Raw genomic sequence first — 13,334 nt, 5'->3', positions numbered from 1 at the left:
GGAGTGGGAAATGACGGCATTCGACTGGCACGCCGATCCGATCGATCGCAAGACCGAGGTGACCGCGACCTATCGCAACACCCAGAACGTCCGCCGGTTTCTCACGGCGGAATGCGGCGATGGTTTCAAGTTCGACCGCACTTTGATGGCCTGGATCAAGGACGGAACAGGCAAGACGATGGGCGATGTCGCCGATGAATGGAAACGTCGGCAGTCGAGATAAGCCTTAGCCGATCACCACATCCAGCCCGATGTCCAGCGTCGGGGCGGCCATGGTGATCTTCGAGGTCGAGATGTAATCGACGCCGGTTTCGGCGATCACCCGGATCGTCTGGAAATTGACATTGCCCGAGGCTTCGAGCCGCGTCCGGCGCGGATCAGTGGCATAGGCATCGACGGAAAGCTGCCAGTGAGCGGCGTTGATCGCGACGGCGTCGCGCAAAAGGTCCGGGCCCATATTGTCGAGCAGTATCACATCGGGGCTTGCGGTCAGCGCCTGGCGCATCTGGCCCAGCCCGTCCACCTCGACCTCGATCTTGACCAGATGGCCGCAATACGCGCGTGCGGCATGGACGGCGCGGGCGACACCGCCGGAAACCGCGATGTGGTTGTCCTTGATCAGCACGGCGTCATCCAGCCCGAAGCGGTGATTGGAGCCACCGCCCATGCGAACTGCGTATTTTTCGAGCGCCCGCAAGCCCGGAATGGTCTTTCGCGTGCAGCAGACCTTTGCATCTGTATGGGCGATTTCGGCGGCAAATTTCGAGGTGTAAGTGGCGACGCCGCAGAGATGCATGAGGAAGTTCAGCGCCACCCGCTCGGCCGATAGCAGCCCCCGCGCCGGACCGGAAATGCGGGCAAGGACCGTTCCGGGCACGACGCTGTCTCCATCGGCAACGAACGCTTCGAACCGGATTGCCGCGTCGATCAGCCGGAAGGCCGTGCGCGCCAGTTCGATGCCGGCCACGACACCGTTTTCACGGGAATTCATTTCGGCAGTGGCGGTCATCCCGGGCGCGATCGTCGCATAGGTGGTGATGTCGCCGGCCCGGCCGAGATCTTCAAGAAGAGCTGCGCGAACCTGCTCCTCGACCATCAGAGCGGGCAGTTCGGGGCGAAGGGCAGTGGGTGTCATGGCGGTGTCTTTCAGGATCACGGTTTGGGGAGATGCACGTTTTGCCCCTCTCCCTTCGTCATCCTCGGCCTTGAGCCGAGGATCCATGCCGTGGGCTGTGGATGCTCGGGTCAAGCCCGAGCATGACGGAGTATGAGGAGGCAGCGGTTGCCACGCTGAAAGCTATGCCGGCTCCACCTCGCTGACCTCGGCCACGACCTTGTCGGCCTCGGCGAGCGTCAGGAAGGTCCGGTGCTTCCATTCCGGCTTCGGTTCGGGGCAATCCGAGCGGTAGTGACCACCCCGGCTTTCGGTGCGCAGGTAAGCGCCGGTCGCGATCAACTTGGCGGTCGTCAGGATATTGCCGAAGCGCAAACGCGTGTTCTGCCGTTCGAGATTGGCGATCGCCCGGATGGCTCGGGTCAGCGTATCGCGCGAGCGGATGACGCCGACATGATCACTCATGATGTGGCGCAGCGCGGTCAGCGGCGGACTGTCCTCGATCGTCACCGGATCGTCATTCTCGCCGGCATTGTTGCCCCAGTCGGTGATCTTCGGCTCCGGCAGCATGCCCTTGATGTTTTCGGCGATGCGCGCGGCAAATACGACGGCTTCGAGCAGAGAGTTAGAGGCCAGACGGTTTGCGCCGTGGACGCCGGTGGACGTGACCTCACCCGCCGCCCAGAGCCCATCGATCGACGTGCGACCTTCTGCATCCGTCAACACGCCGCCCATGTGGTAGTGCACAGCAGGCACGACGGGGATCGGCTGGGTGACCGGGTCGATGCCAGCCGACAGGCAGGAGGCGTAGACAGTCGGGAAAGCTTCCGGGAAATGCGCGCCGATCGTCTTCGTGCAATCGAGAAACGCGCCGCGTCCTGCCTTCACCTCGGCGAAGACGCCGCGTGAGACGATGTCGCGCGGTGCGAGTTCGGCATCCGGATGAATGTCGCGCATGAAGCGGTGACCGGCGGAATTGATCAGTTGCGCGCCGTCGCCGCGCAGCGCTTCCGTCGCCAGCGGCGCCGGATCGCGGCCGATATTGATGGCTGTCGGGTGGAACTGAATGAATTCCGGATCGGCGATGATCGCGCCGGCGCGCGCCGCCATGCCGACACCCTGCCCGCAGGCCTCGGTCGGGTTGGTGGTGACGGAAAAGAGATGGCCGACGCCGCCGGAGCAGAGCACCACGGCGCGGGCCGGAAAGGCGACGCGCTTCTTCGACTGGCCGGCATCCGGCCGGGCAATGACGCCGGAAATGAAGCGGCCTTCGCGCACCAACTCCTCAACGACATAGCCTTCGAGAACACGGATCGACGGCGTGTTGCGCACGGCGGCGATCAGGGCCTCCATGATCGCCTTGCCGGCCATGTCGCCCTTGACGCGGACGATGCGGCGCTCGGAATGGGCGGCCTCGCGCGACAGGAGCAGCTTGCCTTCGAGGTCGCGGTCGAACGGGACGCCGTAGCCCAAGAGATCGTGGATACGCGCCGGGCCTTCGGCGACCATCATCCGCGTCATCTTTTCATCGACGATCCCAGCACCGGCAACCAGCGTATCGGCAACATGCTTGTCGATCGTATCGCCAAGCCCCATTGCCGCTGCAATGCCGCCCTGCGCCCAGGCCGACGAGGCGCCATGGCCGATCGGCGCGGCTGCCAGAACGGTGACGGGACGCGGGCTGAGCTTCAGTGCGCAGAACAGGCCTGCAAGTCCTCCGCCGACGATGACGATGTCATCGATGCCGTTGAAGGACTGTGGGCGGAAATGATCGGTCAGCATGCTCTTCCTCCTCCAATGCAGTTAGCCCTCCCCCTTGTGGGGAGGGTGGCCCGCAGGGCCGGGAGGGGTTCTTCTTTCGTATGGGAAAGTTCCCTCCCCACCCCCTCCCCACAAGGGAGAGGGGCTAAGCCCATCACTGCTTCAAATTCACCATCCGCTCGACGGCCAGCCTTGCCCGGCCGGCGATTGCCGGATCGACCAGGACTTCCTCCGTCATGAACAACAGGCTGTCGAGGATCTTCGGCAGCGTGATGCGTTTCATGTGCGGACAGAGATTGCAGGGTTTGATGAAATCGACGCCTTTGACTTCCGCCTGGATATTGGACGCCATCGAGCATTCGGTGACGAGCAGGACGCGCGGCGGGCGCTTGTCCTTGACATAGTTGATCATGCCGGCGGTGGAACCGGCGAAATCGCAGACGGCGATGACATCAGGATGGCATTCCGGATGGCCGATGATCTCGATCGAAGGATCGGCCTCCTTGTAAGCCAGGAGTTCAGCCGCCGTGAAGCGCTCATGCACCTCGCAGTGACCCTTCCAGGTCAGGATCTTCTTGTTGGTCTGCTTGGCGACGTTCATCGCCAGATATTCGTCGGGAATGCAGAGGACCGTATCGCTCTCGAGGCTTTCGACAACGGCGAGAACGTTCGACGATGTGCAGCAGATGTCGGTCTCGGCCTTCACGTCGGCCGAGGTGTTGACATAGGTGACAACAGGCACGCCCGGATAACGCTGCTTCAAAAGGCGCACATCGGCGCCGGTGATCGATTCCGACAGCGAGCAACCTGCCTTGCCATCGGGGATCAGCACGGTCTTTTCCGGATTCAGAAGCTTCGAGGTCTCGGCCATGAAGTGCACGCCGCACTGGATGATGATCTCGGCATCGACCTTGGTGGCGTCGCGGGCGAGCTGCAGACTGTCCCCGACAATATCGGCAACGCAGTGGAAGACGTCCGGCGTCTGGTAATTGTGTGCGAGAATGACGGCGCCGCGCTCCTTCTTCAGCCGGTTGATGGCGGCGACATAGGGTGCATAGACCGGCCATTCGAAGGCAGGGATGAACTGCTTGACGCGCTCGTAGAGATGTTCGGTCTCACGAGCGATTTCAGGCGTGAAGGTAAGGTCTGGCCGCTCGATGATACCGAAACGTTCCGCTGCAGTGAGCAGACGCTCGGCCCCTTTGGCCGAATGCTGGGCAACAACGGTCATAAAACCCTCCACTTCTGCCGCTGTTGGGCGGCACTCCCTATTTTGCTCAAAATGAGCATAATAGCCTCAAAAGAAAACCGGCATAGCCGGTGCGTCCTGGTGCCCAACAAAACCCCATATAACGGGTATGAAGGTGAAATCTGTCGGCTGTGACGTATGATCCATAGACGATACCGGAGGCACCGGCTGTGAATGATACGGCACAAATAACAAAAAACACGGACATACTCGTCACATGAAATTCTGCTGAGCACATTAGAATTAGAAACTTTTGTGACAGTTTGCAAGAAGCCTCGCCCGAAATGATTTCGGGCGATGATCAAGGCTGATTTTCATGCCGCAGCCGGTCTCGGCACCGCCTTTTCTTGGATCGGCCAGTGAACGATGGCCGCAAAGACACCGAGAACCACGCCGAGCCACCAGACCGGATCGTAGGAGCCGAAGTGGTCGTAGAGGTAGCCGCCCATCCAGACGCCGAGGAACGAGCCGATCTGGTGCGACAGGAAGACGATGCCCCCGAGCAGGCCGAGATGGCGCGTGCCGAACATGATGGCGACGAGACCGTTGGTCGGCGGCACCGTCGATAACCAGAGAAGGCCCATGAGCGCGGCGAAGATGACAACCGATGTTGGCGACTGCGGCACAAGCAGAAAGGCCGAGACAACGACCGAGCGGCCGATATAGATCCATGCCAGGAAATAGGGCTTGGAATAGCGCTGGCCGATGAAGCCGGCCGCGAGCGAGCCGATGATGTTGAAGAAGCCGATGAGCGCCAGCGCAATCACGGCATACCGCGCATCGATGCCGATATCGCCGATATAGGCCGGGAAATGCGCGGTGATGAAGGCCACCTGATAACCGCAGACGAAGAAGCCGGTGACGAGCAGTAGGTAACTCTTGTGACCGAGCGCCTCTTTCAGCGCCTCGCCGATCGACTGCTTGTAGAGCGCTTCCTTCTGTGTGCCGGAGGAGGAATTGCCCCGCAGCGGAATGGCGAAGATCGGTACGAGCAGCATCAGAGCGCTCATGTAGATCAGGCTGTCCGACCAGCCGAAGGCCGAGATCAGGCCCTGGCTCAGCGGCGCGAACAGGAACATGCCGGCGGAACCCGCTGCCGTGCAGATGCCGAAGGCCATCGATCGCTGCTGCGGCGTCACGTTGCGGGCAAAAGCCGACAGCAGGATGCCGAACGAACCAGAGCCGACACCCAGGCCGACCATGATGCCGCCGCCGACATGCAGCCAGATCGGCGCATTGGCGAAGGCCATGATGACGAGACCGCCAGCATAGACCAGACCGGAAAAGGCAAGCACGCGCCAGGAGCCATACTTGTCGGCGATGGCGCCGAAGAACGGCTGGCTGACACCCCAGGCGAGGTTCTGGAGAGCCATGGCGAGGCCGAAGGTCGTGCGGTCCCAGCCCGTATCGGCCAGCATCGGCAACTGGAAGAAGCCCATGGCAGACCGCGGGCCGAAGGTGAGAACGGCGATGAGCGACCCGGCGACGATGATCAGCCAGGGCAGACCGGGGCTTGCGGCGGACGCGCGCGGGGTGGACTGGGTAACGGCGGACATGAACGACTCCGAATGATTGAGTGGTCAATTTACGCTCCGCCCTCTCGCTAAAAAAGCGAAATAAAATGACGATCGGATCAGTGGGATTGATGGATCGTGCCGGTCAGGAGCGACGCGCGAAGCTGTGGCGATACTCACGCGGCGTCTTGGCCTTCAGGGACTTGAACTGCCGATTGAAATTGGCCAGCGATGCATAGCCCACCTCGTCGGCGATGTGGGCAATCGGCATTTCCGTCGCCGACAGCAGGGCGCAGGCCTCGCCGATGCGCAGGCAGGTGACATAGTCGGACACGGTCATGTGCAGGTGACGCCCGAACAGGCGATGCAGACCGGACGGACTAAGCGCCGCGATATCTGCCAAGGCATCGACCGAGAGAGGCGCGGCATAATTGAGATGGATATGATCGAGCACGCGGTCGAGACGGGTCCGGTCGCCCTGCCCTGTCGTCGGAACCGCCACCGTACTGGACAGGGGCTTGACGTTATCATCTGCGGCCAACAGCGTCAGAATGCGGATGACACTCAGTAGCCGGTCGGCCGGTGGCTGGGTGAACACCGCCTCGATCATCGGCCGTGCGCGGGTGGCGATATCGGCCGAGAATTTCAATCCGGGGCCGGATGCCATCAGCATCCTGCGGGCGGCGCCCAATTCCGTGAATGCCCCGTCCAACGCAGCAACCCATTCCGGGCGGAACCACAGGACCAGCGCCACATGCGGCTGCGTCGCGTCGATCCTTTCGGCCGAACACCAGGTATGCGGCAGGTTCGAGTCCACCAGAACCAGATCGCCATCATCATAGGCGCCGATATGATCGCCGATGAAGCGTTCGCCGCGCGAATTGAGCGTCAGGGTCAGTTCGAGTTCGGGATGATGATGCCATTGAAACGGGATGCCGTCCTCCAGCCGCCGATTGAGCATCGACCAAGACGAATCCGTTGACGGACGCAATCGCTCCAGATGTGACTTCATTCTCGCATCCAAAATCCATGAGACGCCAGAATAGTATCAGTCTTTGCCATATCGGGACAACACCCGCTCGGTGGCGCGGTTATGTTTTCCTTCAGAGACGGACACATTCCACGGAGGAAGACCCCATGCAGATGCCGGCTAAAAAGGACAGCCACCCAACCAGCAGCGCCATCGACACGCCGCTGAAAGAGATCATCAAGACCTTGCCACTTCGGGTTCTGTCGGAAGCCGACTGGCAGCACTGGATCACCAAGGGTTATGTCATCGTCCACCAGGCCGTGCCACCGGCCAATGTCGAGCGGCTGGTCAATCTGCTCTGGCAGTTCGACGAGAAGGATCCCGCTGATCCCTCAACCTGGTATGCGCCGCAGCGCCGCGAGCACAAAATGAAGGAACTGAACAACACCGGCATGCTGGAGATCTACAATCACCAGTTCCTCTGGGACAACCGGCAGGAACCGCGTGTCTACGGCGCCTTCGTCGATATCTGGGACCGGGAAGACCTCTGGGTGACAATCGATCGCGCCAATCTAAACCCGCCGAAAAAGGTCAAGGGCAACCCGAACGGCTTCATCCATTGGGATATCGACACCTCGATCGACCCGCTGCCGATCGGCGTTCAAGGCGTGCTGAGCCTGAAGAAACAGGATGGCGATGTCGGCGGCTTCCAGTGCATTCCGTGGCTTTTCGAGCATCATGAGGAATGGGTGGCGACGCAGCCGGCAGACCGCGATCCGATGCATCCCGACACGACCGGGCTCGATGTCGTCAATATCGAGATGGAACCCGGCGATCTGCTGATTTTCAACTCGCTCCTCGCCCATGGCGTCCGACCGAACCATTCCGACACGCGCGTCCGCATGGCGCAGTATATCTCCATGCATCCGGCCGAAGAACACAACGAGGCGGAAAGGCAGGAGCGCATCCGCCTGTGGCGCGAACTGGATCACCCGCGGCGCGATGCTTTCCCCGGTGACCCGCGCGACTGGGAAAAGCACAACGCGACAACCGCGAAACTGAGCGATCTCGGCGAAAAACTGCTCGGCCTCAAGAGCTGGCAAAAATGATGATCAGCGCAGGGTGTTTTTCACCAATGAAAAACACCCTGCGGAACTGCCAGTATGGCGTCCGCCGCGAGACTGATAGGGTTCCCGCACATTTCATGCGGAGGCGACCATGCTCGACAGGACCAAAACCACCGACATCACGCTCTGGGACGGACGCAAGATCCCGCGTCTCGGCATGGGTTGCTGGGCCATCGGCGGCCCCTTCTATGCCGGCGACGTGCCGCTCGGCTGGGGCGATGTCGATGATGCGGAATCGATCCGCGCCATCCACCGCGCCATCGATCTTGGCATTCGGTTCTTCGACACTGCTTCCAACTACGGCGCTGGCCATTCCGAGGAGGTGCTGGGCGAGGCATTGGTCGGCCACCCGGATATCGTCGTCGCCACCAAGTTCGGCTTTGCGACCGATCCAGCGACGAAGCAGGCGACCGGCGCTTTCGCCGATCCAGATTTGATCCGTGACTCGGTCGAAACCTCGCTGCAGCGCCTGAGGCGCGAGCGGATCGACCTCCTGCAATTCCATCTCAACGAGTTCGATCCGATCGAAGCTGACGCCGTATTCGACACGCTCGACCAGTTGCGTGCGGAGGGCAAGATCGCCGCCTATGGCTGGAGCACCGACTGGCCGGAGCGGGCAGCACGGTTTGCACGACGGGACGGTTTCGTCTCCGTCCAGCACACGATGAACGTGCTGGAGCCGGCGGGCGAGATGATCGCGCTTGTCGACAGGGAAAATCTCATATCGGTCAACCGTGGTCCGCTGGCGATGGGCCTGCTCTCCGGCAAGTTCAAGCCGGGCGACAGGCTGGCAGCCAATGACGTGCGCAGCGCCGATCTCGACTGGCTGAAATATTTTCGCGATGGCGCTGTCGATCCCGATTTTTCAAGACGCCTCGACCTGATCCGCGATGCCCTGCGCACCGATGGGCGGACGCTGACGCAGGGCGCGCTGGCCTGGCTCTGGGCACGGTCGCCCAACACGCTGCCCATCCCCGGTTTCCGCACGGTCAAACAGGTCGAGGAAAATGCCGGCGCGCTCGAGAAAGGTCCACTGCCGGCCTCCGCGATGGCGGAGATCGACGCCGCCCTGAAGGACGACTGATCACGTCCTGATCTTCATCGGCCAGCGCGCTTCGCGGGTGCTGATCACGCGCATGCCGTCCCCGAGGCTGATCGTGCCCTTGCTGCGCGGTACCGCATTCCAGCCGAACAGCACGCCCGGGACGCGGCGATCGGCGGACATGCGCTTTTCCGCCAGCCCCTGGATCGGATTGCCGCCGATGCGCTCGCCGGTGATCTGGTCCTGCGTCGTCATGATGCAGCGTGCGCAGGGTTTGACGAGATCGAAGACGATGCCGCCGATCTCGACACTTTCCCAGAAATCCTCTTCCCAGGGATCGTCGTTGTCGATCAGGATATTGGTGCGGAAACGGTCCATGCCGACAGGCTCCTGCCCCTTGGCGATCAGCGTCAGGTTGAGATTGGCCAGCGATGCCGTCGTGGTGATCAGCACCGGAAAACCGTCTGCGAAACCGACCGGCGCCGCCTCGCCTGCCCATTCAGCACCCTCGGCCCGCTTGGCCTTCTCGTCCATATGCACGATCTTGACCGGTCGGTCGAACCAGCCGGACAGAACCGTGTTGATGCGCTCGTCCGCGACCGCCGCATTTACCTCGCTGTCCCAGACGCGGACGTCGAGCCGGTTGCCCGGATCGAAGGTCGCGGTCGTGGTCTTCGTGCCCATTTTCAGTTGAACGCCGCCGGCGACATGCGTCGCCTCGACCTGCGCCAGCAGTTGCAATTCGCGCTGGGTGATGAACTTTCCGTCCGGCTCGACGATCATGAAACGGCGATCACCGGCCAGGCCGTCGCGCTGGATCGAAACCGTGTCTTGCGGGATGGCGCGGCCGCTCTTCAGCGGATGGATGTTGAGACCGGTCACCTTCATATCGTCACTCCGGGCGTTCAGATTGTGATTCAACTGCCTTGCGAAGCGATTCCGGGAACCATCGCTAGTCTTTGGTTCAATTATATTTCCTCGATCATCATGCCCAGCACGGCGCGCAACCGTTCCTGCCGTTGCCGCGCCAGCGCGCGGCCTGCGGCGGTCTGGAAACCGTCGGTGAGCTTGAACAGCTTGACCTCGAAATGGTCGATGGCAAAGGCCTTGTCGTCCAGCGGGCGGTTCTCGGCCAGCGGATCGAGCGGGTCGTAAAGACCGCTTCCCATACGCCCGGCAATATAGAAACAACGGGCCGCACCGATCATGCCAATCGCATCCAGCCTGTCGGCGTCCTGCAGGATCTTGGCCTCCAGACTTTCCGGCTGGATATTGGCGGAAAAACTGTGGGTAACGATGGCATGGGCGACTGCGGTGATCTCCATCGTGCGCCAGCCAAGCCCGTCCAGCAATTCAAAAGCCCGCTCTGCCGCCAGCCGGGAGGCTTGCGCGCGATGCGGCGAGTTCTTCTCGACCGCGACGCAATCATGCAGCAGCACGGCCGCCGCCAATATCCGCAGGTCACCGCCCTCCGAACCATGGATGCGAACCGCATTCTTCCAGACGCGGATCAGATGGGCGGCATCGTGCGAGCCGTCATTGCCGGAGAACGCATGTGGCAGCAACTGTTCTGCCAGGGCCTCGTATGGGGCAAAGGCGGCGGCAAGCGTGGCGATATGGCTCATGCGAAATCCCGGTCAGTCTGTGGAATCGAAATCGTCAGCCTGTGTGGCCGGGTTCCGCCGCGATGTCCACCATTGGATCGGCTGGCGGGGCATTCCTGCCCGACAGTATCTTCTGGTAGAACAGCCCGATGCTGATGAGGACGGCGCCCAACCCGATGAAGGACAGCGCCCGCAGGAAGCCTTCGAGATTGGCCATGTCGATCAGGAACACCTTCAGCACGGCGACGAAAACCAGAACCGCCGAGGTGATGCGCAGGCTCTTGGCGTCGAACCGTGACCCCAACGCGAGCAGCAGGACGCCGAGAAGCAGCCAGACGACGGAATAGGTATAGGTCTCGCCCTGCAGGAATCCTTTCCAGTTCGCGATACTTTCCCCCTGCCAAAACCGGCGGACGGACAGGGTTGCCCAAGCGAAGGCGAGAACGGCGCCGGTGACGGCAAGCGCGGTGACATAGGGCACCGGCCGCTTGCCGCGCGCATACCAGGAGAGACCGGCATAACCGAGGCCCGGCAGGAGATAGCCGATCAGCAGGAGATCGAAGAACGGGATGGAGCCGAGCAATTCGCCGCTGAAATAGGGGTTGAGACCCAGCAGATGCGCTCCGAGAATGGAGAGCATCGACAGCACGCCGATGGCCATGCTGCCATAGCGGAACACCGGGCTCGGCGATTTCCGGTCCAACGTCATCATGATGCAGGAGCCGCCGATCGCGACCAGCGTGTAGATCGACTGTTCGCCGAGCGTCGGCACCGCGCTGTCGATCACGCCGCCGTTCATGGCATGGCGCACGAGGATAGCGACGGTCAGCAGCGAGAAAAGGCTGGCCAATGCCTGCAGCAGATTGCGCACCCGGAACCCCGGCCAGTTGCGCAGTTCGAACGCCGAAAGCGCCAGCAACAGCGCCGGAATGCCATAGCCGGCCAGCAGTGCATTGAAGACCGGCGTGGTCGACAGGTTGGACGGCCCGACGATCGTCGGCTCCCAAGCGATGCGCGCAAGAACGACAATGGCGGAACCCACCATCATCCACGGCAGAGCGGGCCAGGAACGGACCCGCGTTGCCGCGACATAGGCAGCACCGAGGAAGGCGATGAGGATCGTGGTCACAACGCCGTCCGTCAGTGCGTGCAGCGCAATGACGAAGAGAGCCAGCGAACCGGCAAGCAGGAAGGCCTGCGGCAGACGGATATCGTCCGGCTCAACGTTCCGGCGTGACAGCCATTCGGCCAGACCGAGAAGGACGATACCGGCGACGACTGAGAAGAGCCCATGCGGCAGGTCGAACGTCAGGTCGCCGACCGTCAGGAAGGACATGCCGGTGAGTGCTGTCGGCACGACGGCCATGATCGCGGCCCAGATCGTTGCGAACGGCGGATGGTCTCTGAGGTGCAGCGCCTGCGCCAGGGCTCCGAGAACGATGAACGCCGAGGCGAGCGCCATGCCGGCCAACATCGCCGTTTTCTCCGGAACGGCCAAAACCGCAATATGGCCGGGAATGGCCGGATCGATGAAGGTCAGAACGCCACTGAGCGCCATCATGCTCCAGAGCCCGGCCACCGCCGCGACGCTGGACAGCAAGGCCGGATAGACGGCGTAGTTCCGAAAGGCACCGAGCGCCGCCAGCGCTGCGGCCAGCGCGCAGAATTCACTCACCGGATAACCACCATATGAGGTGAACGGACTGATCAGCGCGATGGCGGTGAGCAGAAGCGAGATACCGGCTGTGATTGTAATGGCTGCGAAAGGTGGCACCATCACCTTCTCCCATGCAGAAGGTGCCACGGGCTGCTGTTCCGTTGCCGCGGCCTCCGGTTCGGGCTCCGCGCTGGGCGGCACGAGATAGCCGGGCCAGAGAAGGCCGATGCCAGCCACCATAAGCAGCATGACAAGCGTCACGGGCAAGCTTTCAACCGGGCTGACCGAGGCGATATAGGCGAGCGCCCAGAGGCAGAGGCCGATATTGGCCATCGACGGCACGACCGACCAGCGGCGGATGCGCGACGCCAGCAGCGTCGCGATCCATGCAATGCCGAGGAAGCCGAACAGGCTCCAGGGACTAGGACTTTCCGAGGAGACCAGTGCCGGCGTGAGAAGCGAGGCAAGCAGGCCGAGACCGGCAAGCGCCTGCCCGTGCAGAAGCGAAAGGCCAACCGTCGCCAGCGAGATCAGCGCCAGCAGCACAAAAGCCGTCACCGGGCCGATAAATCCATAGACCCCGTGCGCTGCGAAACAGACGCCGAATAGCGTCACCGCGCCTGCGGCCGTCAGGATGCCCGGGATCATCGCATTCTGGAATGCATCGGCAACCAGCGGCGTCGCACGGCGGCGGACGATCTCGCCGATGCCCACCAGCACGAGACCGAAGACGGCAGCCATGGCCAGACGTACGGCAGGGCTGAGCAGACCGGCATCGATCGAATATTTCACCATGAAGATGCCGCCGAGCGCCAGCGCGATACCGCCGACCCAGACGGCCCAACGCGCACCGAGGCGGCTTTCGAGGCTTTCCTTCGGTGGCTGCGCGACGACAGTGGCGGCCGCAGTTGCAGCGATGTTTGCGGTAACGGGCTCACCGCGCGAGGCCTTTTCGACCGTGTCCTGGCTTGGTGGCGCGCCGCCGAAAATCGCGTCGCCCCTTTCGATCTCAGAAACCGCTTCGGGTTCGGCGGGAATCCTTACGACAGCGGGCTCCGCTGCAGCACTTTCTGCAGCTACAGCATCGGCCTGAGCCGGCTCGCCGGCCACCGCTTCGGCAGCGGGCTGCACCGGCCTGATAGATTCGAGCCGAGCCACCGCTTCCTTCAACGCGGCAACTTCGAACGCCAGCCGTGCGGCCGTTTTGCGCCCCCGGTGGAAGGCCATCAGCGAGATTGCAAACCCCGCCAAAGCAATGACTTCGATCATCTCGTCTCCCCAAGGCCCTTCCATGCG

General features: G+C 62.3%; 11 protein-coding genes. 3 read left to right on the top strand and 8 right to left on the bottom strand.

Features of this window, described 5'->3' with window-relative positions; all coding sequences use genetic code 11:
• Positions 1 to 10 precede the first annotated feature (10 nt).
• A complete protein-coding gene (locus tag ASG68_RS26895; RefSeq protein ID WP_062576198.1) occupies positions 11 to 223 on the top strand; it encodes a DUF6434 domain-containing protein in 213 nt (70 codons plus the stop codon).
• A gap of 3 nt (positions 224 to 226) precedes the next feature.
• On the opposite strand, the gene nadC is transcribed toward ASG68_RS26895, so the two are convergent.
• From nadC to ASG68_RS26870, 5 genes are all read right to left on the bottom strand, one after another.
• On the bottom strand, positions 227 to 1,135 hold the full coding sequence (nadC, locus tag ASG68_RS26890) for a carboxylating nicotinate-nucleotide diphosphorylase (RefSeq protein WP_062576197.1): 909 nt from the start codon (positions 1,133 to 1,135) through the stop codon (positions 227 to 229).
• A gap of 162 nt (positions 1,136 to 1,297) precedes the next feature.
• On the bottom strand, positions 1,298 to 2,896 hold the full coding sequence (locus ASG68_RS26885; RefSeq protein WP_062576196.1) for an L-aspartate oxidase: 1,599 nt from the start codon (positions 2,894 to 2,896) through the stop codon (positions 1,298 to 1,300).
• Positions 2,897 to 3,029: 133 nt separating this feature from the next.
• A complete protein-coding gene (gene nadA / locus ASG68_RS26880; RefSeq protein WP_062576195.1) occupies positions 3,030 to 4,106 on the bottom strand; it encodes a quinolinate synthase NadA in 1,077 nt (358 codons plus the stop codon).
• A gap of 332 nt (positions 4,107 to 4,438) precedes the next feature.
• Positions 4,439 to 5,680: an MFS transporter gene (locus ASG68_RS26875; protein WP_062576194.1), complete on the bottom strand. Its 1,242-nt coding sequence runs from the start codon at positions 5,678 to 5,680 to the stop codon at positions 4,439 to 4,441.
• Between the two features lie 103 nt (positions 5,681 to 5,783).
• Positions 5,784 to 6,650, bottom strand: coding sequence for a helix-turn-helix domain-containing protein (locus ASG68_RS26870; protein WP_062610271.1), 867 nt, complete (start codon positions 6,648 to 6,650; stop codon positions 5,784 to 5,786).
• A 125-nt stretch (positions 6,651 to 6,775) separates the two neighbouring features.
• Between ASG68_RS26870 and ASG68_RS26865 the strand changes: the two genes are divergently transcribed.
• Both ASG68_RS26865 and ASG68_RS26860 read left to right on the top strand, forming a co-directional pair.
• On the top strand, positions 6,776 to 7,717 hold the full coding sequence (locus tag ASG68_RS26865) for a phytanoyl-CoA dioxygenase family protein (RefSeq protein ID WP_062576192.1): 942 nt from the start codon (positions 6,776 to 6,778) through the stop codon (positions 7,715 to 7,717).
• A 109-nt stretch (positions 7,718 to 7,826) separates the two neighbouring features.
• Positions 7,827 to 8,819: an aldo/keto reductase gene (locus ASG68_RS26860; protein WP_062576191.1), complete on the top strand. Its 993-nt coding sequence runs from the start codon at positions 7,827 to 7,829 to the stop codon at positions 8,817 to 8,819.
• Here the strand turns inward: ASG68_RS26860 and ASG68_RS26855 are convergent, their stop codons facing one another.
• The 3 genes from ASG68_RS26855 to ASG68_RS26845 all read right to left on the bottom strand — a co-directional run bounded on the left by ASG68_RS26855 (position 8,820) and on the right by ASG68_RS26845 (position 13,307).
• Positions 8,820 to 9,665, bottom strand: coding sequence for an MOSC domain-containing protein (locus tag ASG68_RS26855; RefSeq protein WP_062576190.1), 846 nt, complete (start codon positions 9,663 to 9,665; stop codon positions 8,820 to 8,822).
• Between the two features lie 80 nt (positions 9,666 to 9,745).
• Positions 9,746 to 10,402 carry an HD domain-containing protein gene (locus ASG68_RS26850; protein ID WP_062576189.1) on the bottom strand — a complete coding sequence of 219 codons (657 nt, stop codon included), beginning with the start codon at positions 10,400 to 10,402 and terminating at the stop codon, positions 9,746 to 9,748.
• 34 nt (positions 10,403 to 10,436) lie between these two features.
• The gene (locus tag ASG68_RS26845; protein ID WP_062576188.1) at positions 10,437 to 13,307 is read right to left on the bottom strand and encodes a DUF2339 domain-containing protein; all 2,871 of its coding nucleotides are present in this window, start codon (positions 13,305 to 13,307) and stop codon (positions 10,437 to 10,439) included.
• Positions 13,308 to 13,334: the final 27 nt, after the last annotated feature.

Origin of the sequence: Rhizobium sp. Leaf453, from assembly GCF_001425605.1 — a bacterium.
In the GTDB taxonomy this organism is placed as follows: Bacteria; Pseudomonadota; Alphaproteobacteria; order Rhizobiales; family Rhizobiaceae; genus Pararhizobium.
This window is presented reverse-complemented; position numbering and strand designations above follow the sequence as displayed.